Source organism: Porphyrobacter sp. ULC335 (assembly GCF_025917005.1).
Lineage (GTDB): Bacteria > Pseudomonadota > Alphaproteobacteria > Sphingomonadales > Sphingomonadaceae > Erythrobacter.
The window spans coordinates 2,477,560-2,502,489 of sequence record NZ_CP078091.1 but is presented as its reverse complement, the minus strand read 5'-3'; the positions used below and the strand labels follow the sequence as shown (position 1 = coordinate 2,502,489).

Below are 24,930 nucleotides of genomic sequence, written 5' to 3'. Positions count from 1 at the left end.
CCATGCCCACAACGCTTCCGATCCTGCTTGTCGAGGATGATGCCGCCATTGCGACGGTGATCATCGCCGCGCTTGAGGATGAAGGCTTCACCATCGCCCATTGCACCGGCATTGTAGCGCGCGACAAACAGTTGGCCGCTCGCCGTTTCGGGGTGATGCTGACCGATGTTATCCTCGAAGATGGCGACGGGTTGGCGAGCCTTTCGGCGGTCCGCGATCGCGCGCCCGATATGCCGGTGATCGTGCTGTCGGCACAGAACACGCTCGATACTGCCGTCCGCGCCAGCGAAAGCGACGCCTTCGAATACTTCCCCAAACCTTTCGATCTGGACGAACTGGTTCACGCGGTCAGGCAGGCCGCCGGCACCCGCGCCCCCGCGCAGGACGAGGCAGCAAGTGCCTTGCAGACCGAGGCCGAGAAGATGCCGCTCGTCGGGCGTAGTCCGGCGATGCAGGGCGTTTACCGGATGATCACGCGCGTGCTGCGTAACGATCTGACAGTGCTCGTGACCGGCGAAAGCGGCACCGGCAAGGAGCTGGTCGCCGAGGCGATCCATGAGCTTGGCAACCGCCGGACCGGCCCCTTTGTTGCTGTCAACACGGCCGCAATCCCCGCGGATCTGGTCGAAAGCGAGTTGTTCGGCCACGAAAAGGGTGCATTCACCGGCGCCATCGCGCAGGCAATCGGCAAGTTCGAACAGGCCAATGGCGGCACCTTGTTCCTCGACGAGATCGGAGACATGCCTGCCGAAGCGCAAACGCGGCTGCTGCGCGCGCTGCAATCGGGTCGCATCCGGCGCGTGGGCGGACGACAGGAGATCGCGGTCAATGTCCGCATCATCGCTGCCACCAACCGCGACCTGACGCCGATGATCGCCGCCGGCACCTTCCGCGAGGACTTGTTCTACCGCCTCAACGTAGTGCCGATCGTGCTGCCGCCCTTGCGTGAGCGGCGCGAGGATATTGCCGCCTTGGCGCAGCATTTTCTTATACTTGCCGCCGAAGACGGTCTGCCCCGGCGCGTGCTCACGCCCGAGGCTATCGAGCGGCTTGAGCAGCGCAACTGGCGCGGCAATGTGCGCGAGCTGCGGAACGTGGTCTATCGTCTCGCGCTGATGGCGCGGGAAGAACGGATCGATGCTGACGGCGTCAACGACATCATCGGTCCCGAAATCGCACCGGCGAATATGTCGCTTGGCGACGGGCGGGGCGGGTTCGGCGCTGCGCTCGCAGGCTGGCTTGCAGCCGAGAGCCCGCCGCACGGCGCAGTTTACCATCGTGCTCTGGCTGCTTTTGAAAAGCCGCTGATCGAGTATGCACTCGGCCGCACCGGTGGCAACCAGCTGCGCGCTGCACAGTTGCTGGGAATCAACCGCAACACGCTGCGCAAACGCATTGGCGAATTGGGGCTGGAGCCTGATCGCTTCTCGCCCCCCTGATCAACGCACGTCCGGCACATGACAGCGCAGCAGTGCGGATATCGGCCAGATTGACCTTGCAAATTTGCCACACCGTTGTTGTAAAGCGGCAACGATGGCGCAAACCCCACCTCGATTGATAAAGCTGGCAATGCCGCATCCGCCGCGCTGGTGGCGGCGCTTTATGATCGCGGCACGGCGGGCCAATGTCTTCCGGTGGCTGGAGGGATTTGCGGTCGCGGCGCTGGCTGCGGCGATTACCGCAACATGGTCCGCATATGGGCGGTCGGGAGAGCCCGATGCCCTCCTTCCGACGATGCAGGTTTCGGTCTTGCTGATGGCGACGCTGGTGCCTGCCATGATGCTGCTGGTGCTGATCGGTCGCCGTCTCGCGCTGCGCCGCGCCGCTGGCAGCACGGCGCGGCTGCACGTGCGGCTTGTGTTCTTCTTCTCGATGGTGGCCGCCATCCCGACGCTGCTGGTGGCCGGCTTTGCCGCTTTCCTCTTCGGAACCGGGGTCGACTTCTGGTTCTCGGACCAGTCCCGCGGGCTGATGGAAAACGCCAACGCGCTGGCGCAGAATTATTACGACGCCAATCAGCGTGACGTTGAGCAGAACAGCGTCATTATGGCGACCGACATGCGAGAGACATTGGCACGGGTGCCGATTACCGATCCAGATTTCCCGGATTTCTACGCCTATCAGACGCAGGCTCGCGAGATTTCCGAAAGTGCAATTCTCCAGCGGATGGAGGACGGTTCGTTCCGCACTGCGGCGGCGCTCAACCTGACACAGGACAATAGTCCGCTTGCCTTCAGCCGCGCCGCCTTACCCAGACTTGATCGCGGAGAGCTAGCGGTCGTGGTCGGCAGTCCCGAACGGATCGAGGCGCTGGTGCCGATCGATGCGCAAACGGGCGTCTATCTCTACAATGCCCGCACCACAGAGGAGACGATGTTCAACTCGTGGTCACGCGCGCAGTCGATCGTTACCGCCTATGACCGGCTGACGGGCAGCGCCCGCACGTTGCAGCTACGTTTCAACATCGCGCTTGTGACCGTCAGCCTGCTGCTGGTGGGTCTTGCCATCTGGTTCGCGCTGCGCTTTGCCGACCGGCAAGTGGAGCCGCTCACCAACCTCGTCGGAGCGGCGCGCAAGGTGGGGCAGGGGAACTTCGCGCTCAGACTGGAAGGCCGCACCGGGGCGGACGAGATCGGACTACTCAACCGCGCCTTCAATCGCATGACCGCGCAGCTCGAAAAACAAACGCAAGCGCTGGTCAGCGCCAATCGGCAAATCGACGACAGGCGTGCCTTTACCGAGGCGGTGCTGGAGTCGGTGACTGCCGGGGTTGTGTCGGTCGATGACGCTGCGCGGGTGACGCTGATGAACTCCTCGGCACAGGCGATGCTCGCGCATGAAGCTTTGCCGGGCGGATCCGAGAACCTGATCGGTCAGTCGCTCGAAATCCTCTCGCCGGAGCTGGCGCGCATCGTTGCCGAGGGGAAAGAGCGCGCAATCGTTACCCATGCCAAGGGCACCGAATTGCTCACCCTTGCGGTGAAGGTCGCGCCGGGCACCAGCGGGCACGTGATTACCTTCGAGGATATCACCCGCCAGCTGCTCGATCAGCGTCAGGCGGCATGGTCCGATGTCGCCCGCCGGATCGCGCACGAGATCAAGAATCCGCTCACCCCGATCCAGCTGGCGACTGAGCGGTTGAAGCGTCGTTACCGCACGCAAGTGACCGACGAGGATCGCGACCTGTTCGACGAACTGACCAGCACGATTGTCCGTCAGGTCGGCGATCTGAGGACAATGGTCGACGAATTCTCCTCCTTCGCGCGCCTGCCCAAGCCGGTGTTCCGAGATGAAGACGCGCTCGATCTGGTGCGGCAGGCGGTGTTCCTGCAAGAGGTTGCCCATTCCGGCATCGCCTTCAACGTCGCTTCCTCCGAGCTGATCGATCGCGAGGTGCGCTGTGACCGGCACCAGTTCGGGCAGGCCATGACCAACGTGCTCAAGAACGCGGTTGAGGCGGTCGAAGCCCGCGCTGCCGAGGCCAAGGGCAAGTATGCCGGAGAAATCGCCGTCACCATGCGCGACGCGGGCGAGGCGATTGTGGTCACTATCGAGGACAATGGCGTTGGCCTTCCTGCCGACCGCGACCGCATCACCGAACCCTATGTCACCACCCGCGAGAAAGGCACCGGCCTCGGTCTGGCGATCGTCAACAAAATCGTCGACGAGCATGGCGGCGACATGAGCTTTGCCAGCGCGCCGAGCGGCGGCACCCGCGTCACCTTGCGATTTGCCCGTGATCCCAATCCAATTGAAGGCGGCACCCCGTGAACCCGCCTTCGCTTGTCCCTGACCACTTATCCGAAGGACCCGCCCGATGGCGCTCGAAATCCTGATTGTCGACGACGAACGCGATATTCGTGAACTGGTGGCCGGCGTGCTCGGTGACGAGGGCTATGCCTGCCGCACCGCTGCCGACAGCACCGAGGCTCTGGCGGCCATCGATGAGCGGCGCCCCAGTCTCGTGCTGCTCGACGTCTGGCTCCACGGCAGCCAGATGGACGGGTTGGAACTGCTCGACGCGATCAAGACGCGCGAGCCGAACCTGCCGGTCATCATCTTCTCCGGTCACGGAAATATCGACACCGCGGTGGCCGCCGTGGGCCGCGGCGCGATGGATTTCATCGAAAAGCCCTTCGAGGCAGAGCGGCTGCTGCTGCTGGTTGAGCGGGCGACCGAGACTGAACGGCTGCGGCGCGAGAACAGCCGCCTGCGCGAGGGCAGCTGGGGCAGCGCCGAGTTCACCGGCAATTCGCCCGCCATCAACGCCGTCCGCGCGACCTTGAAGCGAGTTGCGAGCACCGGCAGCCGCGTGCTCATTTCCGGACCAGCGGGCGCGGGCAAAGAAGTGGCTGCACGCCTGCTCCACGCCTGGAGCGCGCGTTCCACCGGCGCTTTCGTGCTGGTCAATTCGGCGCGCATCACGCCTGAACGCTTCGAGCAAGAATTGTTCGGCGAGGAAGTGAATGGCAAGCAGGTGCGCCCCGGACTGCTGGAAATGGCGGACGGCGGCACGCTCTATCTCGACGAGATTGCCGACATGCCGCTCTCGACGCAGGCCCGCATCCTGCGCGTGCTGACCGACCAGAGCTTCGTGCGCGTCGGCGGTACGCGCCAGATCGGTGTGGATGTCCGGGTGGTGTCTTCCACCACCCGTGACCTGACTGTGGAAATGGCGGAAAAGCGGTTCCGCGAGGATCTGTTCTACCGCCTCAATGTGGTGCCGGTAGTGCTCCCCTCGCTCGCCCAACGACGGGAGGATGTGCCCGCACTGGCCGAGCATTTCTTCACCCGCTATTCGAACGATCAAGGTCTCGCCCCGCCGGAAATTTCGACCGAGGCGATGGCTGCGTTGCAAGCCTATGATTGGCCCGGCAACGTCCGCCAATTGCGCAACGTGGTCGAACGCACGATCATCATGACCCCGCGAGAACGGCTCGGCACCGTAGAGCCTGACATGCTTCCGCCCGAAATCATCGGCGGGCAGATCGGTCTGGCCAGCGACAGCCTTTCAGCAATCATGGGCGTGCCGCTGCGCGAGGCGCGGGTGAGTTTCGAACGCGAGTATCTCGCAATCCAGATCCGCCGCTTCTCGGGCAATATCTCCAAGACGGCGAGCTTCATCGGCATGGAACGCTCGGCCTTGCACCGCAAGCTTAAGCTCCTCGGCATGGCCGACCGCCGCGATGGTGACGAATAGGCAGACCACAACGCGCGGCAATCTCGCGTGAAATCAAGCCTTGTCCGGAGGCGGCGCAATCGCCATTATGGACATTGTAGGGCCGTCGTTCCCCGCTTTTTTGCGGCGGCCTGATCCACGCGGACCGTAACGTCGGCCGCCAAAAACAGGAGCCACGACCATGTCCAGCGGGCGAACGCTCTCCCCCCGTCCGGTTGCACGTGCTGCCACTTCAAGCGAATCCCGCAGCAATGAGGGTGGCGGATCGGCTGCCCGGCAGGGTGGCAACCTACAGGACGCCTTCCTCAACCTTCTGCGCAAGAACAAGATTCCCGTCACCATGTTCCTGGTGAAGGGTGTCAAGCTGCAGGGCATTGTGACCTGGTTCGATAATTTCTCGATCCTGCTGCGCCGCGACGGGCAGTCGCAACTTGTTTACAAGCATGCGATCAGCACCATTATGCCGGGCCAGCCACTCGATCCGGCGCAGTTTGGTAGCCAGGCCGGCAACCGCAAGCAAAAGCTGCTTCAGGACGTGTTCCTGAGCCGCGTTGCAGAGGCAGAAGTGCAGGTGACCATGTTCCTCGTGAACGGGGTGATGCTGCAAGGGCGGATTGCCGCCTATGATCTGTTCTGCATGCTGCTCGAACGCGACGGCGCGGTGCAGCTTGCCTACAAGCATGCGGTCTCGACGATCCAGCCCGCCGCGCCTGTCGACCTGAGTGTCGATGACGACGACGGCGAACATGACGGGATAGACGACTGACCTTTGAAAGTGATCTTCAGGACGAGGTGACCCGCGGTGCGCGGGCGCTGGTGCTGTGCCCCGATATCCGCGCGCTGCGCTACGACCTTGATGCTGCCGAACGCCTCGCCGAGGCCGAGGGGCTGGCGCTCGCTATCGGGGTGGTGATTGCCCATTCGGCGGTGCTGCCGGTGCGCCAGATGCAGCCCAACACGCTGTTCGGTTCCGGTCAGGTCGAGAATATCGGCGTGTGGTGCGAGCAGCACGAGGCGGAGCTGGTGATCGTCGATGGCTCGCTGACACCGATCCAGCAGCGCAATCTCGAAGACAAGCTCAAGCGTAAGGTGATCGACCGGACCGGCCTGATCCTCGAAATCTTCGGAGAGCGCGCGGCGACGGCCGAAGGCCGGTTGCAGGTCGAACTCGCCCATCTCGATTATCAGCAGAGCCGTCTCGTACGCAGCTGGACGCACCTCGAACGGCAGCGCGGCGGCTTCGGGTTCCTTGGCGGCCCGGGGGAAACGCAGATCGAAGCTGACCGGCGGATGATCCGTCAGCGTATGGGCCGTCTGCGGCGCGAACTCGATCAGGTGAGGAAGACGCGCACTCTTCACCGGGAGCGGCGGGGCAGGGCGCCCTGGCCAGTCGTGGCGCTGGTGGGTTATACGAACGCGGGCAAATCGACACTGTTCAACCGCCTGACCGGCGCAACCGTGATGGCCGAAGACTTGCTCTTCGCGACGCTCGATCCCACCATGCGGGCGATCAGCCTGCCGGGCGTGGAAAAGGCGATCCTGTCCGACACTGTGGGGTTCATTTCCGACCTGCCGACGCAATTGGTCGCCGCCTTTCGCGCGACGCTGGAAGAGGTCACCGCCGCAGATGTGATCTGCCACGTCCGCGATATGGCCAATCCCTCTCACGCCGCGCAGAAGAAGCAGGTGCTCGATGTTCTTGCCGATCTTGGCGTGATTGATGCCAAAACCGGCACCAGCACCATTCCGATCCTCGAAATCTGGAACAAGAGCGACCTGTTAGACGCGGAAAGTCTTGAGGAACTGCGCGAGGCTCGCGAAGGGCAGGGCGCAGTGATCCTCTCGGCTGTAACGGGGCAAGGCGTGGACCTGCTTGAAGCCGAACTTGCCCGATTGCTCACCGGCGCGGCGCGCGAGGTCAGCTTTATTCTCCCGGTGAGTGACGGTCGGCGGATCGCCTGGCTTCATGCGCACGGGGACGTGCTGGCGGAGGATGACGCAGGCGACAGCGCCGATGGCCCGATGCGGCGCTTGACCGTGCGGCTCAATCCCAAGGAGCTGGGGCAGTTTTCCAGCCTGGCCTGAGGGTTACACGTCTTTCTTGACGCGTTGCCAAAGATCTTCCTGTGCTTCGAGGGAGAGCTTGGGGAACTCGGAACCGGCGAGGGCCTCCATTGCGCGAAACCGGCGTTCGAACTTCGCATTGGCGGCGCGTAGGGCTTCCTCGGCGCTGACCCCATGGGCGCGCGCATAGTTTACGGCCGCAAACAGCAGGTCACCGGCTTCCTCGATCCTTGTTTCGTCGGTTGTAGCCGCCTTAAGTTCTTCGATTTCCTCGGCGATCTTGGCTTCGGATCCCGATGGATCGGGCCAGTCGAACCCGGTCCTCGCGGCGCGCTTCTGCAGCTTTTCGGCGCGCATCAAGGCCGGAAGCGCCAGCGCTACGCCGTCAAGCGCGCTGGTTGTGCCCTTGGCCGTGCGTTCCTTGGCCTTGAGTTCCTCCCACCGTTGCTCGTCCATTGTTCCGCCGGCATTGGCGAAGATGTGCGGATGGCGTGCTTCCATCTTGTCGCTGATCGCCTTGGCGACATCGTCGAAGGTGAAGAGATCAGCTTCTTCGGCCATGCGGGCGTGGAAAACGACCTGGAACAGCAGATCGCCGAGTTCTTCGCGGAGTTCTGCCATATCGTCGCGAGCAATAGCGTCTGCGACTTCGTATGCTTCTTCGATCGTATATGGGGCGATGCTGTTGAAACTTTGGGCGAGATCCCATTCACAGCCGTCGGTCGGATCGCGCAGACGGGCCATGATTGCCAGCAATCGTTCGATAGGGGGCCACGCAGGGTTGTCGCTCATCGCGTTCCTCAAGATTGATAATATATATTATGTAAAATCTACATCAGAGCGGAAGCGGTGCCCCGTGCCACCATGAACCATTCAACAACCAGGAACATGCCCCCGAAAATCGCCGCCCATGCCAGCGCCATCGTCAGCATCTTACCCCAACCGAGCCGGAACGACGCGAGCGAAACGCAGCACAGGATCAGCCAACCGATGCTCGTAACGATCGGCAGCAACAAATCGGGATTCATGCGACCATCTCCAGCCCATCATAACCCACTGTCACGAAGTCCGGAACTTCGCGGCAAAGCGTTTGATAGTCCATGCTCTTGTCGAGATGACTGAGCACTACGCGCTTCGCTCGGGTCTGCTCGCCGAGCTCGATCGCCATCGCAAGGTGCGCGTGTGTCGGATGTGGTTCCCGTCGCAGACAATCACTCACGAGGATGTCCACCTTGTAAAACAGGTCAACCATCTCATCGGAAATCGCACTGAAATCCGTTGCATAACCGATGCTCTTGCCATCGGCTTCAAATCTGTAGGCGGTGGTTTCACCGGGCCCATGCGCCATCTGGCACCAGTCCACGCCAAACCCGGCGATCATCCGCAGCCGATCCAGCGTATCGAGCGTACAAATCGTTGGATAGCCTTCCTGCCCTGCAAACACATAGCCGAAGCGCTGCCGGAGGCGCCGCACTGTCTCCGTCTCGGCAAACCCCGGGATCGGGCCGCCGCGACCGTATCGCAGCACGCGCAAATCATCGATGCCGTGGCAGTGATCAGCGTGGTCATGCGTCCAGAACACCGCATCAAGATGCCCTACGCGGTTCGCCAAGAGCTGCGCGCGGCAGTCCGACGAGGTGTCGACCAGGAGCCGCTTCCCTTCGTCGCTTTCGACCATGATCGAGACCCGCGTGCGACGGTTACGCGGCTCGGCCGGATCGCAGTCGCCCCAATCGCCCGTGCCATCCGGCCCGCCCAACCGCGGCACCCCGGTCGAGGTGCCAGAGCCGAGCATGACCAGCTTCACAGAGCCGCCTTGCTGAAAAGCTTGAAGAAATTCGCTGTGGTCTGCGCCGTCAGCTGTTCCACATCCGTGCCGCGAAGGCTGGCGACGAAAGCGGCGGTATCGGCGACATAGGCAGGTTCGCACACCCTGCCCCGATGTGGCACCGGTGCAAGGAAAGGACTGTCCGTTTCGACCAGCAGTCGATCCTCAGGAACAATCTTCGCGACCTCTTGCAAGTCCTTGGCATTCTTGAAAGTTACGATGCCGGAGAGGGATATCGTCAAGCCCAGCGCGAGGACCTTTTCGGCAAAGTCGGCCGATGCGGTAAAGCAATGGATCAAGGCCGGATAGGCTCCCTTCTCCATCTCCTCGGCGAGGATCGAATGCGTATCCTCCTCCGCATCGCGGGTGTGGATGATGAGCGGCAGTTGGGTTTCGCGTGCTACATCAATATGCATACGAAACAGGTGCTTCTGTGCCTCTCTGTCCGACTTGTCGTAATAATAGTCGAGCCCGGTCTCGCCGATCGCGATTACGCGCGGGTGCTGCGTCGCTTCAAGCAGTGCGGCCCGACCAAGATCCTGATGCGCGTCGGCTTCGTGCGGGTGGATGCCAACACTGGCGAAGACATCAGGTTCGCGCGCGGCGGTGCCGACCACGTCTTCCCACTCGCTCTGCCGGGTCGAGATGTTGAGGAAGGCCCCCACCCCCGCAGCCCGCGCACGCGCCAGCACGCCCTCGCGGTCTTCGACAAGGCCTTTGTATTCGAGATGGCAGTGGCTATCGACCAGCATCAGGCGGCCTCGACAGGAAGCTCAAGTCGGGGGAACAGCGGGGTCGGCGCGACGATCTGGTAATTGCTCTCGGCAAGCGGCGAATACCAGTGGCTGCGGATCCCTTCGAGATTGCGCAGATCATCGGGAATGCCGAGCATATCCAGAAGCTTTGCACTGCTCGCCGGGATCACCGGGCTGATCGCGACCGCCAGCTGCGCGATGCAGATGTACAGCGTGGCGAGTACCGTTTCCATCCGTTCGGGGTCGGTCTTGCGCAAAGTCCACGGTGCCTGCGCGTCGATATAGGCGTTGCAGGCGAACACCGCCTGAAGCCATGCCTCGACCGCCTGTTGCAAGGCAAGGCTTTCAAATGCCTGCGGAATATCAGTAGTGATCGCTCGGTCGACCGCATCAAACAGCGCGGCATCCGCCGGCTCGTGCCCGTGGATCGCAGGCAGATAGCCTTCAAGGTTTTTGGCGATGAACCCCAGCGTGCGCTGCGCGAGGTTGCCGAAGGCATTGCCGAGTTCGCCATTGGCCCTTTGAACAATGGCTTCGGGAGAATAGCTCCCATCCTGTCCGAAAGCGACTTCGCGCATAAGGAAGTATCGCAAGGCGTCCACGCCGAAGCGTTCCGCCAGTTCCAGCGGATCGGTGACATTGCCCAGCGACTTCGATTCCTTCTGGCCGCGGTTCAACAGGAAGCCGTGGCCGAATACCTTCTTGGGCAGCGGCAGATTGGCGCTCATCAGGAAGGCCGGCCAGTAGATCGTGTGGAAGCGCACGATGTCCTTACCGATCAGGTGCAGGCTGGCAGGCCAAAACTCGCCCATATCATCGGGATAGCCCAGACCGGTGAGATAGTTTGTCAGCGCATCGACCCACACATACATCACGTGCCCGTCGCTGCCCGGCACCTTCACGCCCCAGTCGAAGGACGTGCGGCTGACCGAGAGGTCGCGCAGGCCCTGCTCGACAAATGCGATCATCTCGTTGCGGCGGCTTGCCGGTTCCAGAAAACCGGGCGACTTCAGCAATTCGAGCAGTTGGTCCTGATATTTGGAAAGCCGGAAGAACCAGCTTTCCTCAACCGTCCATTCCACCGGCGTGCCCTGGGGGGACAGCTTTGCCCTGCCCTCATCTTCCACCAGTTCGCTTTCGTCGTAATAGGCCTCGTCGCGGACCGAGTACCACCCTTCGTACCGATCGAGGTAGAGATCGCCCGACGCTTCCATGGCCTGCCAGATCGCCTGACTTGCGCGATGGTGATCAGGCTCCGAGGTGCGGATAAACCGGTCATAGGACACGTTCAGAGCGTCGCACATCTCGCGGAAATAGCCGGACATTTCATCCGCCAGATCAGAAGGCGTGCGCCCTTGCTCCTCGGCCTTGCGTGCCATCTTCAGGCCGTGTTCGTCGGTGCCGGTCTGGAACCGTACCTGCCGCCCTTGGAGTCGCTGGAATCGGGCAATCACGTCCGCGGCAATCGCCTCGTAGGCGTGGCCGATATGGGGCCGCCCGTTGGGGTAACTGATTGCGGTCGTGATATAGAAGGGGGTGGTGTCAGCCATGGGCGGGATCGCTAGCGGGGGCGGCCGTGACAAGCAAGCTGCCGATCTCGAAGGGAAGCATCCCCGGATCGAAATTGGCCGTGGGTGCTTCGGCAGCCAGATTGACCAAGGCGCCGTGGGCGTCGATCAGCCGCGCGCGGTGGGCCGGATTGTCGCTCGCACGGGCGGCGCGAGCGGTGAGCGACTGGGCAAGTTCCAGCACCGCAGTCACGCGTTCACGGTCGGCGCGCGGCCCTATCAGCCGCGCCAACTCGCCGCGTCCGGTTAGGCCGCTATCGCCGCCCGCAATCAACCCGGCAATGACCCGCGCGATTGGCGCGAGATCCTGCCCGGCAAAGCGCAATGCCGCACCGAACGAACCCTCCGCTGCGGCGATGGCCTGCTGATCCGGCGGGATGCCCTGATCGGCCAGCAGCGCTGCGATCTGGCTGTCAGTCAGCACGGGGAAGCGCAAAGTGCGGCAGCGCGAGCGGATGGTCGGCAGCAGGCGCGCGGGCCGGTGGGTGACGAGCAGGAAGAAGGTGCCCTGCGGCGGTTCCTCAAGGCTTTTGAGGAGCGCGTTGGTGGCGGCTTTCTCCATATCGTCAGCCGGATCGATGATGATCGCGCGGCGCGTGCCGAGCGTCGGGCGGGTGACGAGGCGGCGCTGCATCGCCCGGATCTGCTTGATGCGGATCGACCGGGCGAGTTCGAAGGGCTTGCCTTCCGCCTGCGCCTTCTCACCCTTGTCGTCCTTGGGGCCATAGGTGAGTGTGATGATATCGGGGTGCTCGCCCTGCGGCTGCGGGACGCCTTCCTCGGCGACCAGCTCACGTGCGGCGGCCATGGCGAAGTCGCGCTTGCCCAGCCCCGCCTTGCCCGCCAGCAGCCAGCCATGATGCATCCGCTCGCCGCCCAGGGCGTCGCGCCACTGCCGCCAGGCTTCCGCGTGGTTGGGCCAGTTGGTCATGGGAGCAGGTCGCCAATCGCCGCGAGAACGCGATTGTGGACGTCCCGCGGCGCGCCGATTGCATCGATCCGGACGATACCTTGCGGGTCAGCCTCGGCCAGCGCGCGGAAGGCGGCTGCGACGGCGCGGTGATAGGTGGCAGGGCGGCCTTCGATGGCATCGGCAGCCTCGCCGCGGCTTGCCAGCCGTTCGGCGAGCGCGGCTTCGTCCCCCTCGAGCAGGATCACCCGGTCAGGCCGCATCCCGTCGCTGCCGAAAGCGTGGAGCGCGTTGATGGCGTCGTCGCCCAGCCCCCCTGCCCCGCCCTGATAGGCGCGGCTCGAATCCACGAAGCGGTCGCAGATCACCCACTGCCCTTGCGCGAGTGCCGGGCGGATCAGGTGAGCGACATGATCGGCGCGGGCCGCAGCGAACAGCAGCGCTTCGGCCTGCGGGGGCCAGCCTTCTCCCGGGGGCGCAAGCAACAGATTGCGGATCGCCTCGGCGCCCGGCGTGCCGCCCGGCTCGCGGGTGACCTTAACGGTGAGGCCGCGTTCGCGCAGCGTCTCGGCCAATAGCCGCGCCTGGGTCGACTTGCCCGCCCCTTCCCCGCCTTCGAAGGCGATGAAATGGCCCCGCGCGATGGTCACGAAAACACTCCCGCAACAGCGTTGATGATCCGGTCGATCGGACCAGCCGTTGCCACCGCCTCGGCGGCGTAAAGCGGGATGCGGGCGGGTGCTACGCCCGGTGCGGTCACCTCCAGCACGGCGACTTCTTGCCCCGCAGCAATCGGCGCGCGCAGGGGGCCGTCGTAGCGAACCGTGGCGGTCAGCACGCTGTCACTCCCGCGCGGGAGGTTTATCGCGACCGGCCCTCCGGCCTTGAGCGGAACATGCAGCGAATCGCCGTTCTGCACCCGCGCTTCGGCGACCACGGCACCGGTCGGGAACAGCGGCTTGCGATCGAAGGCGGAAAAGCCCCACTCGGCATAGGCCCGCGCCACGCGCGCCCGCAGGCGCCCGTTCTCGACGCCCGCCACCACCAGCACCAATCGCTGGCCATTGCGCTGAGCGGTGCCGAGATAGGAGAAGCCGGACTCGTTGGTAAAGCCGGTCTTGATTCCATCCGCGCCGGCGACCCGTCCGATCATCGGATCGTGGTTGACCTGAGCGATGCCTTTGTAATCGAAGCCCGCCCGCCCGACGTAATAGCCGAACTTGTCCGGGTGACGCGTAATCATCGCCCGGGCCAGCGCCACCAGATCATTGGCGGTGGTGAAGGTCTGCCCTTCGTCAGGAAATCCGTTGGGGGTGCCGAAATGGCTCCCCGTCATGCCGAGTGCCAGCGCGGTGCGGTTCATCGCACTGATCCAGGCGGGGACTGACCCGGCCTGCCCTTCCGCAAGCACGGCTGCGCCATCATTCGCCGAGACATTGGCGATGCCGAGCAACAGATCGTCCACCCGCACCCGCTCCCCGGCATCGAGGAACATCGTCGATCCCTTGCGCCGCCAATTGCGTGCAACGCCGGGGCTCATCATGAACACCTGCGCCGGATCGAGCCTGCCAGCCTCGATCAGCTCGAAGGCGAGGTAGAGTGTCATCACCTTGGTGACTGATGCCGGCATGAAGCGCCGGTCTGGATTGCGCGCGTGGAGCACCTGACCACTGCCCAGATCGACCAGCAGCGCGACGGGCGCATCTACGGCAGTCGGCACAGCGGGCGTTACCGGCCCTGCATCGGGCACCAATGCACGGGCCGGAAGCGCGAATTGGGCAGCAAACAGAGCGAGAAGGGACAGCGCAGCGCGCGAAGATAAGGTGGGCATCACGGCGCAGGCTATACCCGCCCCCTCCCCGCTTGGCGAGGCGGCGAGGGCCTTCAGTTCACGATTTCGTCAGCCAGCAATCCGACGCTCAGGGCATAATAGCTCGAACAATTATATTCGAGGATCGCCCGGTAATTGCCGGTCAGCAACCAGGCGCGCGTGCCGGGGCCGTCTGGCTGGAAGAATGACACCATGACGTCATCGGCCAGCCCGCCTTGCGCAACCACGCCGACCGCGCGCCATTCGGCGACGGTCATCCAGCGGCTCAGGCGTTCATGCACTCTCGGGCAAACGGGCGAGGCAAGCCGGGTGCGGTACGGCGAAACATCGAACCCTTCAGGCACGCTCGCGCGCACACCCCAAGGTTGGCCCTGTCGCCATCCGGCATCGCGGAAGTAGTTGGCAATCGAGGCAAAAGTGTCGGCGCGGTTGGTGAAGATATCCGCGCGCCCGTCACCGTCGCCATCGGTGGCAAGGCGCAGGTAGACGCTGGGCAGGAACTGCGGGTTGCCGAAGGCGCCCGCATAGCTCCCGACGAGTTGCGACCGGTCATAGCCCTTGTCGGCGATCTTCATCAGCGCGACGAACTCTGCCGCGAACAGCTCGCGGCGACGTCCTTCCCACGCCAGTGTGGCAAGGCTGCGGGCGAGATCGAAGTCGCCCTTGACCCGGCCATAGCTTGTCTCGTGCCCGAAGATCGCGACAATGATGGGCCCCGGCACGCCATATTGCGCCTCGATCCGGGCAAGGGTCTCGCGGTGCTGGCTGTAGACCGCCCGCCCTCCGCCGATCCGCGCTGCATCGACATGCGTGGCGATGTAATTCGACATCGGCGGATAGCCGCGCGTTGTGGCGCTTCCGGGTTGGTTGTTGTCGAGCCGGATCACGGTGGGATTGGGCGTAATCCCGGCGGTCATCCGGTCGATGGTGGCCTCGCCCACCCCCTCGCCCCGCGCCCGGGCTTTCAACAGCTCCATATAGGCATCGAAGGGAATCCCGTCAGCGCTGACCTGCGCCCCCGCGGGCGCAGAGGCTGGCGGCGCGCCGACAAGCGCATAAGCAGCAAGGGCAAGCGCGGCGGCGGGAAGGAGGCGGGGAATCATGAGACAGGGGATGTCACACCTTGCATGAATTCCCAACAACCGAACTGGGGATGACTCATGATCTTCGCTGGTCCGGGGCGACCTGCGGACAACCTGCGCCCGCTTCGTGGCCGCGTGCTTCACGTGAAACATTGCCGCAAATCGCGTTCGAGCGGGATCTGGGCAGGGTCTAACCGGGGTCTAAAGGGGGTCTAGAGAGCGTTCAGACCGGTCAGGCGCAGGCCAGTGAGCCCGATGCCGCATATTGCGCCGGAGACATCATCGGGGGTGACAATAAGGCCATTCGGCGCTAGCCGCTTGCGACATAGGACAGGTGGCCGAGTGGTTTAAGGCAGCGGTCTTGAAAACCGCCGTAGGTGCAAGCCTACCGTGGGTTCGAATCCCACCCTGTCCGCCAAAGCCTTTGCCGTTCGATCCGGGTCGCACCGGGCCTACCCGGCCGGCGTAGAAGCGAGGTGCTTGCATGAGCCTGCGTCATAAGCTGCGTGCAATCGTGCCGGCCCCTCTCGATCTTGCCCAGAAGACGGTGCGGACGGCAGCCCATCGTCTCGGGCTATGGGGCGGGCTGCTGAGGGATTGCCGCGGCGTTACCCCCTCTGACCAGGCGATTCTCATCAGGTCTTTTCGCGCTGGACTGCCTCATCTCGGCACCGAGCCGGGCGCATGGCGCGAGCCGCGCCTTATCCGGAACGCGACGATCACGGTGAAGGACGGTTTCACGTTTTCTATCCGAGCGCACACAGACGATCTTGGCCATATCCGGCAGACCACCCACCGACAGCTGCTCGAAGCCGTGGCTCCGCACTTGCCTGCAGGCGGAACGGCCATCGATGCCGGATCGAATATCGGCATTTTCGCCGCCAATTTTGCGCGCATGGCCGGACCCTCGGGCCGGGTCATCGCGGTCGAGATGATGCCCGCGACCGCGCAATCTCTGAAGCAGACAATCGCCCTGAACGATCTGCGCACTGTCGAAGTGGTCGAAAATGCGCTGTCCGATGCGCCGGGCCAAACGCTGACAATCGGAATGCCTGATGAGGCCCACTTCGGTCAGGCCTCGATTGTCCGCAACAAGACGAAAGGCAATGCGGCAATTTCCGTGACGACAACCACTCTCGATGCAATCACGGCGGGAATAGAACGGGTCAACGTCATCAAGATGGACCTCGAAGGTGCGGAAGCCATCGCGCTCGCAGGCGCAACGCGCACCTTGCAGATCACAGACGCCATTCTTTACGAGACCTCACCGGGAGACGATGACATCGACGCGGTGCTGCTGGCGAACGGCTTTGCTATCCGGCGGATCGATGGTCTGAACAAACTGGCGGAGAAAATCCGCAGTTAGGCCCGCTCCGGCCGCTCAACCTTCATCATCGCGCCGACAATGATGCACATTTCTTCCGGATAGCTCTGGGTGGCTTCGACCGATGCGTCTGTAATCGTGAAAGTTTCGACAAGGGAACGATCTCCGCAGCTGTCGACGGCGGTGAGCGTGTAGGTCCCGGGTGGGAGGCCGGAGAAAATGAAACGGCCCGTACCCGGCTCGCGGCGCTTGGACCACGTGCGCCCATCGGCGGACGTCAGTTTGGCAGAGTTGTAGAAGCTCTTGTGCGCGAATTTCCCGGTGATCTCGAAGCGAGGTTCGGCACTATCGGGAACGGTTTGGCAGGCAGCGGTCGCCAGCGCGAGCGAGGCTCCGGCAGCAGCGACCATGCGGCGCGCGGTGTTCCCGGCGGAGGGTTTCAACGCGATCACACCGTCAGCGCTCACTTTTGCGCGCACGCAAACCTCATCCTCGGTGGCGAGCAAGGCTTCCGCCTCGTCAAAGGTTAGGGCAGCGAGATCATGGATGATCTTGTCGCATGAAGCGCAGTGCCGGTTGCAGCCGTGCGGGGCCATGGCTTCCCACGCCTCCTCGCAGGGTTTGGGGAATGCCACTTGCAGATCCGTCATTGCTGCTTCCCTTGCTGTTACAGCGCACCCACCGGAAACGCGGCCGCGCTGACCGCTGCGGTTATCGCCGCGCGCTCGGCAGGTGACAAGTCGGGGTGCCACAGATCGAAGATCAGGATCACGCGCAGCTGGTCAGTCTCGTTCTTCGCCTCGTGCTCGATCGTGTCGTCGAAGACCCACGCCTGCCCCTCGGCAAAGTCCCGCGTTTCGGCACCGACCCTGAACCAGCAGCGGTTCGGCACGATCAGCGGGAGGTGACACAGCAGGCGGAAATTGGCGACGCCGACATGCGGCGGGATATGGGTGCGCGGCGCGAGCAGCGAGAACATGGCGTTGGCCGCGCAGCCGGGGATCGCAGGCTGATCCATCCTTGCAAGGAAGCCCATCGTCTCCGGACAATGCGCTGCGTTCGCAGCGACTGTCTGGCCGCGTTCGATCAGGTGGATCGCGGTCCAATCGCGGTTGTGGTTGAGTTCGCGCCACTGGGCGAGCGGCTCGCTGTCACTGTACTTCACGTAAGGCACCAGCGCCGCATCCGCCGCATTGGCAACCCGGTCCAGCTCTGAGCGGATCGCGGGGGTGAGCGCCTCAAGCTCCGCCAGCCACGGGAACGCCGCCCGATCGTGGAACTCGCATTCGCGCAGGCCCGGCCAGGCGAAGTGGGTCGGTTCGGAATGATAGGCGCGCGTGGTTCGCGCGATGTTGCTGGCAAACCGCTCGGCACGGCGGCGCTCTGCGGGGGTGAGGTCGGCGCCGCTCGCTTCGACCGCTGCCCCGAGGCGTTGGCGCATTGTCTGCTGATGCGCGGCCCATGCGGCTTCGGCGCGGGCAATGGTTTGCTGAAAAACCGGCGGCAGCGGGTCCGGCCGTGGCTGTGCGAGTGCGCGGCCATAGGCCTCCCCCGCCTCGTGATGGCCTGCGGATTCGAGCAGGTGTGCACGCATCAGCAGGTTCACGAAATCGAGCGGCGCAAGGGCCAAGGCGCGGTCTATGGCCTCAATCGCGAGCATTGGCGAGCCGCCCATCTTGCGCACCGTGGCGAGGCGCTGCCAGAATTCCGGCGATGGCGGATCGTGACGCGCCGCCTCTTCAAGGATGCTGCGCGCCCCGGCAAGGTTTCCCGCCGCCAACGCCCGGTCAGCGGCGTGGACACGTTCGGCAAGGTCAGGAGCGAGCACGGCCATGCCCGTTCACTGACCTAGATTAGAATTCCGATCAAGTTATCCGCGCCAAGGCACGATTTATCGAAATCAGAAGTGCAGCGCCCGCCCGTAAGCGTCGAGCACGCTTTCGTGCATCATTTCGCTCAGTGTCGGGTGCGGGAAGACGGTCTGCATCAATTCGGCCTCGGTGGTTTCGAGCACCTTGCCGACCGTGTAGCCCTGGATCAGTTCGGTCACTTCCGCGCCAACCATGTGCGCGCCCAGCAGTTCGCCGGTCTTGGCGTCGAAGATGGTCTTGATAAAGCCCTCGGCCTCGCCCAGCGCGATGGCCTTGCCGTTGCCGATGAAGGGGAAGTTGCCGACCTTGATGTCGTAACCAGCCTCCTTGGCCTTGGCTTCGGTGAGGCCGACGCTGGCGACCTGCGGGTGGCAATAGGTGCAGCCGGGAATGGCATTGCGGTTGAGCGGGTGCGGGTGAACCTCGGTGTTGCCAAGTTCCTTGGCGATGGCTTCCGCGCAGGTCACGCCTTCGTGGCTCGCCTTGTGCGCCAGCCACGGGCCGGGGGTGCAGTCACCGATGGCCCACAGACCGGGAGTTTTGGTGCGGCCATAGGGATCGATCTGGATAAAGCCGCGGTCCATCTCGGCGAGTCCTTCCAGCCCGATATTCTCGGTGTTCGGAACGATGCCGATGGCGACGATCACGTGGGTGAACTCGCTGGTGGCGCTGCTGCCCGCCTTGTCCTTGATGGTCGCGGTGATGCCCTTGTCCGACACCTTGATCGCCTCGACCCCGGCCCCGGTCATGATGTTGATGCCTTGCTTGCGGAGCGACTTTTCGAGGAAGGTCGAGACGTCGGCGTCCTCCACCGGCACGATCCGGTCGAGCATTTCCACCACAGTCACGTCGGTGCCGAGGTCGTTGTAGAAACTGGCGAATTCGATGCCGATGGCGCCCGATCCGATGACCAGTAGCTTGGCGGGGAGTTCTGTGGGGGTCATCGCATGGCGATAGGTCCACACGCGCTTGCCGTCAGCGGGCGCGAAAGGCAGGTCGCGGGCGCGGGCTCCGGTGGCGACGATAATGTGCTTGGCGGTGAGGGTTTCCTCCCCTTTATCGCCCTTCACCGTCAGGCTGTTCGCGCCGGTCAGCGTGCCGGTGCCCATGTGAACCGTGATCTTGTTCTTCTTCATCAGGTGGCCGATGCCCTGATTGAGCTGCTTGGCCACCCCGCGGCTGCGCTTGACGATCGCGGCCAGGTCCGCCTCGATGCCGGTCGCGACAAGGCCGTAGTCGCCCGCGTGCTGCATGTAGTGGAAGATCTCCGCCGAACGCAGCATCGCCTTGGTCGGGATGCAGCCCCAGTTGAGGCAGATGCCGCCGAGGTTCTCGCGTTCCACGATCGCGGTCTTGAGCCCGAGCTGCGCGCAGCGAATCGCCGCGACATAGCCGCCGGGGCCGGAGCCGAGCACGATCACATCATATTCATTAGCCATTGTCGTTTTCCTTGGGGAGGAGAAGTGTTGCGCTGGCGGCGATGGCGCGGGGCCGCTCGTCATCTCCGATCAGCACGAATTTGAAGGTGCCTTGGGCAACCTTGGTGGTCGCCTCGCCGTTACGCTCGCGCGCGATGGCTTCGGCGGCGATGGTCATGGAGGTGGTGCCGGTGGCAAGGACGTCGCAATAGACCGAGAGTTCGTCCCCCACCGCCATGGCACCCGGAAAGGCAAAGTCAGTCGCGGAGACGACCACCGCCTTGCCCTGCCCCACCCGGCTCGCGAGCGACCCTGCGCCCAGTGCCATCTGCGCCATCAACCACCCGCCGAACACCCCGCCATAGGGATTGGTGTCTGCCGGCATGGCAGTGACGCGGATTTGAGGGGTGCGGTCAGTCAAACTAGCAACCGTGAGTTGAGGTCGACCTGCTGCGGATCGACGCCAGTTTCGTACGCCAACGCGCTGCAAAACCTAAGGAAGGCATCGGGTTGATCTGGTGCCTTAGGGATAATTCGGCATAGGCTTGACCAGACGTCTCCCACAGTAACCCATCTTGATGCGTCTTCGATAGGCACATCGACACCAAAACGCGCAAAGGCGTTCTCGATTGCGACCACCTCGTCGCCATCACCGCCAAGGCCGACCGACTCCAGCATCAATCACACCACCAGCCCCATCGGGTTCTCGACCAGCTGCTTGATCGCCTCCATCAGCTGCGCCCCGTCCGCCCCGTCGATGGCGCGGTGGTCGAAGCTGCCCGAGGCATGGAGCACCGTCGCGACCTTGATCTCCCCATCGACCACATAGGGCGCCTGTTGGCCCGCCCCGACCGCGAGGATCATGCCCTGCGGCGGGTTGATCACCGCGTCGAACTGCTTGATCCCGAACATGCCGAGGTTGGAGAGGCTCGCAGTGCCGCCCTGATATTCGTGCGGCATCAGCTTGCCATCGCGCGCCTTGCCCGCGAGCGTCTTCATCTCGGTCGAGATCGCGGCGAGGCCCTTGGTATCGGCATTGGTGATCACCGGCGTGATCAGGCCCGAAGGCGCGGCCACTGCCACAGAGATATCGGCGCGGCTGTACCGGCGCAGCGTGTCGCCATGATAGCTGACATTGCACTGCGGCACGCGGATCAGCGCGCGGGCGAGCGCCTTGATCAGCAGGTCGTTGACCGAGAGCTTCACACCATCGGGCTCCAGCGACTTGTTGAGCTGCGCGCGCAGTTCGAGCAGCGGATCGAGCCGGATGTCGATGGTGAGATAGAAGTGCGGGACCGTCTGCTTGCTCTCGGTCAGGCGGCGGGCGATAACCTTGCGCACGCCGGAGAGCTTTTCCTCGGCAAAGGGCGCGCCGCCTTCGATGGCGGGGGCCGGCGCAGCCGTCGATGCCGCAGCGGGAGCAGCGCTCGCCGCCGGTGCTGCAGCCACAGCAGCCGCAGGCGTGAAGCCTTCCACGTCTTCCTTGACGATCCGCCCATTCGGACCGGTGCCCTTCACAAGTGCCAGATCGATGCCCTTGTCCGCCGCAATCCGCTTGGCGAGGGGCGAGGCGATGACGCGCTCTCCTGTCGCCGCCGGAGCGGGCGCAGCCGCTGCCGAAGCCACAGGGGCTTGCACCGGCGCAGGCGCTGGCGAGCCGCCGCCAGCGACAATCGCGGCCTCGACATCTTCTTTGGTGATCTTGCCCTTGGGGCCGGTGCCGGTGAGGCTCGAAAGATCAATGCCGTTCTGTTCGGCAAGCTTCTTCGCTGTCGGGGTCGCTGCCGGGCCATCAGCCGCCGGGGCCTCGGCCGCAGCGGCAGGTGCGGGCGCAGGTGCGGCGTCCTCGCCCTCGACCGTCAGCTTGGCGATGACTGCGCCGACCTTCACGCCTTCGCTGCCTTCGGACACGAGGATTTCGGCGATCACGCCTTCATCGACCGCTTCGAACTCCATGGTCGCCTTGTCGGTTTCGATCTCGGCCATCACGTCGCCCGATCGCACCGTATCGCCAACCTTTACCAGCCAGCGCGCGAGCGTGCCTTCTTCCATGGTGGGCGACAAAGCCGGCATCCTGATGTCCAAGGCCATGATCCGTTGCAACTCCCGTAAACGATCCTTGGCCGTTCTCTGGCCAATTCCCTAGCGTCGGGCAAGGGCCAGAATCGGAGCAAATCGCGGGGGACTTGCCAATCCATACGAATGCATTGATACCCTGACGCCTTACGGGGCTGACAACATGCGCACATTTCTGGTCATCATCGACGAGAGCGAGGAGGCGACTTCCGCCTTGCGTTATGCCGCGCGCCGCGCGGTGGCGGTCGGTGGTGCGGTGCATCTGCTGGCGCTGGTGCCGCAGCAGAATTTCAGCGCGTTCGGCGCGGTGCAGGCCACGATCGAGGCCGAAGCCCGCGACCGGGCCGAGATGCTGGCGCATGGCGTTGCCGGCAATCTCCTCGCCGAAAGCGGGATCATGCCGACCATTTCGGTCAAGATCGGCCAAGGGCAGAAGATCGTCAGCGAATTCCTGGCCGAGCACAAGGAGGTCGCTGCACTCGTGCTGGGTGCGGCCAAGGGCGCTGCTCCCGGACCGCTGGTGACGCATTTCTCGGCCGCGGCGGGCAGCTTGCCCTGCCCCCTGTACATCATCCCCGCCGATTACGACGAGACCACAAGCGATCATCAGGCCTAGGCGCTACTTCTTGCGCCCCTGATGGCGGATATTGCCCGGACGACCGCGCTGGCCGACCATGAACTTGCCCGCCTTTCTTGGCCCGCCAGGGCCACGCTTGCGATTGTCGGTTTGGGCATCGGGACGCGCGCCGCGTGCGTCGATCCGTCCCGCATCCGCATCCGGCAGCACGAACTTCAGTGCGCCGGTCAGCGGATTGGCTTCGGCGAGTTTCAGCTTCAGCCGGTCACCGCTGGCAAAGGTCGTGCCGCTGTCGCTGCCGACCAGCGCCTGCGCGGCTTCGTCATGGCGGAAATACTCGCCCCCCAGTGTCGAGATCGGCACCAGCCCGTCCCCGCCCAGCCCGACGATGGTGGCGAAGAAGCCGAAGGCCTGCACGCCGGTGATGCGGGTATCGAACACCTCGCCCACCCGCGCCGAGAGCCAGGCCGCGACATAACGGTCGATGGTATCACGCTCGGCCTCCATCGCGCGGCGTTCGGTCTGGCTGATGGCGTCGCTGACCTGTTGCAGGCTGGCGCGGTCACGGTCAGACAGGCCCGATGTGGCGGGGAGCGAGCCCGGCGGGGCGGGCTGTTCCAGCTTGTAGGCGTCGACCAGCGCACGGTGCACCAGCAGATCGGAATAGCGGCGGATCGGCGAGGTGAAGTGCGCGTATGATCCGAGGCTCAGGCCGAAGTGTCCGGCATTGGCGGGGCCATAATAGGCCTGCGTCTGGCTGCGCAGCACCGCCTCCATCACCAGCGCCTTTTCCGCCTCGTCGGTGACGTCCTTGAGCATGCGGTTGAACAGGCCCGGCGTCACCACCTGACCCAGCGCCAGCTTCTTGCCCATCGTGGCGAGGTAATCGCGCAGCGCGATCAGCTTCTCGCGGCTCGGTGGCTCGTGGATGCGGTAGACGACAGGGGCGGTCTTGGCTTCGAGTGCCTTGGCGGCGGCGACGTTTGCGGCGATCATGAAATCCTCGACCACGCGGTGCGCGTCGAGGCGTTCACGAATGGCGATTTCGGCGATCTGGCCTTTGGCATCGAGCACCACGCGACGCTCGGGCAGTTCCAACGCCAAGGGATCACGCGCGTCGCGGGCGGCAGAAAGCGCCTTCCATGCGTCCCACAGGTTGGCGAGATATTCCGGCGGGGTGCCGCTATCGACCGCCTTTTGCGCATCCTCGTAAGCGATGTTGTGCGCGATCCGCACCAGCGCGCGGGTGAAGCGGAAGCTCGATACCTTGCCGTCTGCATTGATGTGCAGGTGACAGGCCATCGCCGCACGGTCCTCGCCTTCCTTCAGGGAGCAGACATCGGCGGACAGGATTTCGGGCAGCATCGGCACCACGCGGTCGGGGAAATAGACCGAGTTGCCGCGCATTCTTGCCTCGCGGTCGAGCGCGGAGCCGGGACGGACGTAGAAGCTGACATCGGCAATGGCGACGAGCGCGTTGAACCCGCCCTGCCCGTCCGGTTCGGCCCAGATCGCGTCATCATGGTCCCGCGCGTCGGCGGGGTCGATGGCGACGATCGGCAGGTGCCGAAGGTCTTCGCGGGTCTTTTCGGACAGCTTCAGCTTGGCGGCGCGCGGGGCTTCTTCCAGCACCTCTTCAGGGAAAACGTTTGGGATGCCGTGCTTGGCAATTGCGATCAGGCTGAAGCTGCGCGGGGCGAGCGGGTCACCCACCACCTCGACCACCTTCACGCCTGCACGGTCTGACCGGCCGACACGTTCGGCGATGACCAGCTGGCCCGCCTCGGCCTCGCCGCGATCGGCAATCGGTGTGGATTGGCGCACGCGCTTGTCGATCGGTGCGAGCCACGCCTTACCGGTCTTGTCGATCTCGACCACGCCCATCAGCCCCTCGGTGCGCGAGGGGAGCTTCTTCATCACATGCGCGCGCAAGCCTGTTTCGGTCTCCTCGGTGCGGGCCAGCACCCGGTCACCGCGCTTCAGGGCAGGCGGCCGCTTCATGCCTGGCTTCGGACGCGGTTCGCGGATCGTGAGGCGCGGCGGCTTGCCGGGGGCTTCGGGGTCCCAATTGTCGGGCTCGGCGATCAGATCGCCGTCTTCGATGGCGACGATCTTGAGTGTCGTGACCTTCGGCACCCCGCCCATGCGGTGGAAGGCGCTTTTCTTGCCGTCGATCAACCCGTCCTCGGCCATGTCCTTGAGCAGGGCTTTGAGCTTGATCTTCTCTTGCCCCTTCAGCCCGAAGGCCTTGGCAATCTCGCGCTTACCGGCGGGGATATCGGAGGACTGGATGAAGTCGAGCACCTGTTGCGCGCTCGGCATTCCCTGGGGGAGTTTGGTGGGCTTGGGCATGGCAACGGCCCTAACCCATAAGCCTCGTCATTGCGACCCCGGCCTTGAGCCGGGGGAAGCAATCCATGGACTGCTGTTTCGTCAAGGCGCGCCGC

Annotated in this window: 22 protein-coding genes and 1 tRNA gene; 8 read left to right on the top strand and 15 right to left on the bottom strand. The window is 64.1% G+C overall.

What is annotated here, in order from left to right:
• Positions 1-2 precede the first annotated feature (2 nt).
• From KVF90_RS11935 to hflX, 5 genes are all read left to right on the top strand, one after another.
• Positions 3-1,439: a sigma-54-dependent transcriptional regulator gene (locus KVF90_RS11935; protein WP_264391797.1), complete on the top strand. Its 1,437-nt coding sequence runs from the start codon at positions 3-5 to the stop codon at positions 1,437-1,439.
• Between the two features lie 130 nt (positions 1,440-1,569).
• Positions 1,570-3,771, top strand: a complete 2,202-nt coding sequence (locus tag KVF90_RS11930; RefSeq protein WP_264391796.1) for an ATP-binding protein — start codon at positions 1,570-1,572, stop codon at positions 3,769-3,771.
• 46 nt (positions 3,772-3,817) lie between these two features.
• A complete protein-coding gene (locus KVF90_RS11925; RefSeq protein ID WP_264391795.1) occupies positions 3,818-5,200 on the top strand; it encodes a sigma-54-dependent transcriptional regulator in 1,383 nt (460 codons plus the stop codon).
• Between the two features lie 160 nt (positions 5,201-5,360).
• Positions 5,361-5,945: an RNA chaperone Hfq gene (gene hfq / locus KVF90_RS11920; RefSeq protein ID WP_264391794.1), complete on the top strand. Its 585-nt coding sequence runs from the start codon at positions 5,361-5,363 to the stop codon at positions 5,943-5,945.
• Positions 5,946-5,971: 26 nt separating this feature from the next.
• Positions 5,972-7,264, top strand: coding sequence for a GTPase HflX (hflX, locus tag KVF90_RS11915; protein ID WP_264391793.1), 1,293 nt, complete (start codon positions 5,972-5,974; stop codon positions 7,262-7,264).
• Between the two features lie 3 nt (positions 7,265-7,267).
• Here hflX and mazG read toward each other — a convergent pair whose 3' ends face one another.
• From mazG to KVF90_RS11870, 9 genes are read right to left on the bottom strand one after another with little or no spacing between them, the layout of a single operon-like run.
• Positions 7,268-8,035 carry a nucleoside triphosphate pyrophosphohydrolase gene (mazG, locus tag KVF90_RS11910; protein WP_264391792.1) on the bottom strand — a complete coding sequence of 256 codons (768 nt, stop codon included), beginning with the start codon at positions 8,033-8,035 and terminating at the stop codon, positions 7,268-7,270.
• A 38-nt stretch (positions 8,036-8,073) separates the two neighbouring features.
• Entirely contained in the window at positions 8,074-8,271 is a 198-nt protein-coding gene (locus KVF90_RS11905; protein ID WP_264391791.1) for a hypothetical protein, read from the bottom strand.
• Positions 8,268-9,050 (bottom strand): MBL fold metallo-hydrolase, encoded by a 783-nt coding sequence (locus tag KVF90_RS11900; protein WP_264391790.1) that lies wholly within the window; start codon positions 9,048-9,050, stop codon positions 8,268-8,270. The genes KVF90_RS11905 and KVF90_RS11900 overlap by 4 nt, the downstream gene beginning before the upstream one ends.
• Positions 9,047-9,823 (bottom strand): TatD family hydrolase, encoded by a 777-nt coding sequence (locus KVF90_RS11895; protein WP_264391789.1) that lies wholly within the window; start codon positions 9,821-9,823, stop codon positions 9,047-9,049. The genes KVF90_RS11900 and KVF90_RS11895 overlap by 4 nt, the downstream gene beginning before the upstream one ends.
• Positions 9,823-11,376: a methionine--tRNA ligase gene (gene metG, locus KVF90_RS11890; RefSeq protein ID WP_264391788.1), complete on the bottom strand. Its 1,554-nt coding sequence runs from the start codon at positions 11,374-11,376 to the stop codon at positions 9,823-9,825. Before metG ends, KVF90_RS11895 begins: the two co-directional genes overlap by 1 nt.
• Positions 11,369-12,325: a DNA polymerase III subunit delta' gene (locus KVF90_RS11885; RefSeq protein WP_264391787.1), complete on the bottom strand. Its 957-nt coding sequence runs from the start codon at positions 12,323-12,325 to the stop codon at positions 11,369-11,371. Before KVF90_RS11885 ends, metG begins: the two co-directional genes overlap by 8 nt.
• Complete coding sequence (gene tmk, locus KVF90_RS11880) at positions 12,322-12,948, bottom strand: dTMP kinase (RefSeq protein ID WP_264394497.1); 627 nt, start codon at positions 12,946-12,948, stop codon at positions 12,322-12,324. Before tmk ends, KVF90_RS11885 begins: the two co-directional genes overlap by 4 nt.
• Before the next feature lie 2 nt (positions 12,949-12,950).
• Positions 12,951-14,135, bottom strand: a complete 1,185-nt coding sequence (locus tag KVF90_RS11875; protein WP_264391786.1) for a D-alanyl-D-alanine carboxypeptidase family protein — start codon at positions 14,133-14,135, stop codon at positions 12,951-12,953.
• Between the two features lie 53 nt (positions 14,136-14,188).
• The gene (locus tag KVF90_RS11870; RefSeq protein WP_264391785.1) at positions 14,189-15,238 is read right to left on the bottom strand and encodes a lytic transglycosylase domain-containing protein; all 1,050 of its coding nucleotides are present in this window, start codon (positions 15,236-15,238) and stop codon (positions 14,189-14,191) included.
• A gap of 307 nt (positions 15,239-15,545) precedes the next feature.
• Here KVF90_RS11870 and KVF90_RS11865 point away from each other — a divergent pair.
• Positions 15,546-15,635 (top strand) — tRNA-Ser (locus tag KVF90_RS11865).
• Between the two features lie 66 nt (positions 15,636-15,701).
• On the top strand, positions 15,702-16,583 hold the full coding sequence (locus KVF90_RS11860; RefSeq protein WP_264391784.1) for an FkbM family methyltransferase: 882 nt from the start codon (positions 15,702-15,704) through the stop codon (positions 16,581-16,583).
• Here KVF90_RS11860 and KVF90_RS11855 read toward each other — a convergent pair.
• The 5 genes from KVF90_RS11855 to KVF90_RS11835 all read right to left on the bottom strand — a co-directional run bounded on the left by KVF90_RS11855 (position 16,580) and on the right by KVF90_RS11835 (position 21,921).
• The gene (locus KVF90_RS11855) at positions 16,580-17,137 is read right to left on the bottom strand and encodes a carboxypeptidase-like regulatory domain-containing protein (RefSeq protein WP_264391783.1); all 558 of its coding nucleotides are present in this window, start codon (positions 17,135-17,137) and stop codon (positions 16,580-16,582) included. The two genes, KVF90_RS11860 and KVF90_RS11855, sit on opposite strands and share 4 nt — an antisense overlap.
• 71 nt (positions 17,138-17,208) lie before the next feature.
• Entirely contained in the window at positions 17,209-18,375 is a 1,167-nt protein-coding gene (locus KVF90_RS11850; protein ID WP_264391782.1) for an aspartyl/asparaginyl beta-hydroxylase domain-containing protein, read from the bottom strand.
• Between the two features lie 66 nt (positions 18,376-18,441).
• Positions 18,442-19,851 carry a dihydrolipoyl dehydrogenase gene (gene lpdA, locus KVF90_RS11845; RefSeq protein WP_264391781.1) on the bottom strand — a complete coding sequence of 470 codons (1,410 nt, stop codon included), beginning with the start codon at positions 19,849-19,851 and terminating at the stop codon, positions 18,442-18,444.
• Complete coding sequence (locus KVF90_RS11840; RefSeq protein WP_264391780.1) at positions 19,844-20,251, bottom strand: acyl-CoA thioesterase; 408 nt, start codon at positions 20,249-20,251, stop codon at positions 19,844-19,846. Before KVF90_RS11840 ends, lpdA begins: the two co-directional genes overlap by 8 nt.
• A 260-nt stretch (positions 20,252-20,511) precedes the next feature.
• Positions 20,512-21,921 carry a 2-oxo acid dehydrogenase subunit E2 gene (locus KVF90_RS11835; RefSeq protein WP_264391779.1) on the bottom strand — a complete coding sequence of 470 codons (1,410 nt, stop codon included), beginning with the start codon at positions 21,919-21,921 and terminating at the stop codon, positions 20,512-20,514.
• 148 nt (positions 21,922-22,069) lie between these two features.
• On the opposite strand from KVF90_RS11835, the gene KVF90_RS11830 reads away from it, so the two are divergent.
• Positions 22,070-22,522: a universal stress protein gene (locus tag KVF90_RS11830; RefSeq protein ID WP_264391778.1), complete on the top strand. Its 453-nt coding sequence runs from the start codon at positions 22,070-22,072 to the stop codon at positions 22,520-22,522.
• Between the two features lie 3 nt (positions 22,523-22,525).
• Here KVF90_RS11830 and rnr read toward each other — a convergent pair whose 3' ends face one another.
• Positions 22,526-24,835, bottom strand: a complete 2,310-nt coding sequence (gene rnr / locus KVF90_RS11825) for a ribonuclease R (protein ID WP_264391777.1) — start codon at positions 24,833-24,835, stop codon at positions 22,526-22,528.
• Positions 24,836-24,930 lie beyond the last annotated feature (95 nt).

Bases quoted from the DNA above. Each gene is read 5' to 3' on its own strand.
- KVF90_RS11905 (WP_264391791.1), bottom strand. From the start codon at position 8,271: ATGAATCCCGATTTGTTGCTGCCGATCGTTACGAGCATCGGTTGGCTG.
- KVF90_RS11925 (WP_264391795.1), top strand. From the start codon at position 3,818: ATGGCGCTCGAAATCCTGATTGTCGACGACGAACGCGATATTCGTGAA.
- KVF90_RS11830 (WP_264391778.1), top strand. From the start codon at position 22,070: ATGCGCACATTTCTGGTCATCATCGACGAGAGCGAGGAGGCGACTTCC.
- metG (WP_264391788.1), bottom strand. From the start codon at position 11,376: ATGGCTGACACCACCCCCTTCTATATCACGACCGCAATCAGTTACCCC.
- KVF90_RS11870 (WP_264391785.1), bottom strand. From the start codon at position 15,238: ATGATTCCCCGCCTCCTTCCCGCCGCCGCGCTTGCCCTTGCTGCTTAT.
- mazG (WP_264391792.1), bottom strand. From the start codon at position 8,035: ATGAGCGACAACCCTGCGTGGCCCCCTATCGAACGATTGCTGGCAATC.
- KVF90_RS11850 (WP_264391782.1), bottom strand. From the start codon at position 18,375: ATGGCCGTGCTCGCTCCTGACCTTGCCGAACGTGTCCACGCCGCTGAC.
- KVF90_RS11835 (WP_264391779.1), bottom strand. From the start codon at position 21,921: ATGGCCTTGGACATCAGGATGCCGGCTTTGTCGCCCACCATGGAAGAA.
- KVF90_RS11855 (WP_264391783.1), bottom strand. From the start codon at position 17,137: ATGGCCCCGCACGGCTGCAACCGGCACTGCGCTTCATGCGACAAGATC.
- rnr (WP_264391777.1), bottom strand. From the start codon at position 24,835: ATGCCCAAGCCCACCAAACTCCCCCAGGGAATGCCGAGCGCGCAACAG.
- hfq (WP_264391794.1), top strand. From the start codon at position 5,361: ATGTCCAGCGGGCGAACGCTCTCCCCCCGTCCGGTTGCACGTGCTGCC.
- KVF90_RS11885 (WP_264391787.1), bottom strand. From the start codon at position 12,325: ATGACCAACTGGCCCAACCACGCGGAAGCCTGGCGGCAGTGGCGCGAC.
- KVF90_RS11930 (WP_264391796.1), top strand. From the start codon at position 1,570: ATGCCGCATCCGCCGCGCTGGTGGCGGCGCTTTATGATCGCGGCACGG.
- KVF90_RS11895 (WP_264391789.1), bottom strand. From the start codon at position 9,823: ATGCTGGTCGATAGCCACTGCCATCTCGAATACAAAGGCCTTGTCGAA.
- lpdA (WP_264391781.1), bottom strand. From the start codon at position 19,851: ATGGCTAATGAATATGATGTGATCGTGCTCGGCTCCGGCCCCGGCGGC.
- KVF90_RS11935 (WP_264391797.1), top strand. From the start codon at position 3: ATGCCCACAACGCTTCCGATCCTGCTTGTCGAGGATGATGCCGCCATT.
- KVF90_RS11875 (WP_264391786.1), bottom strand. From the start codon at position 14,135: ATGCCCACCTTATCTTCGCGCGCTGCGCTGTCCCTTCTCGCTCTGTTT.
- KVF90_RS11860 (WP_264391784.1), top strand. From the start codon at position 15,702: ATGAGCCTGCGTCATAAGCTGCGTGCAATCGTGCCGGCCCCTCTCGAT.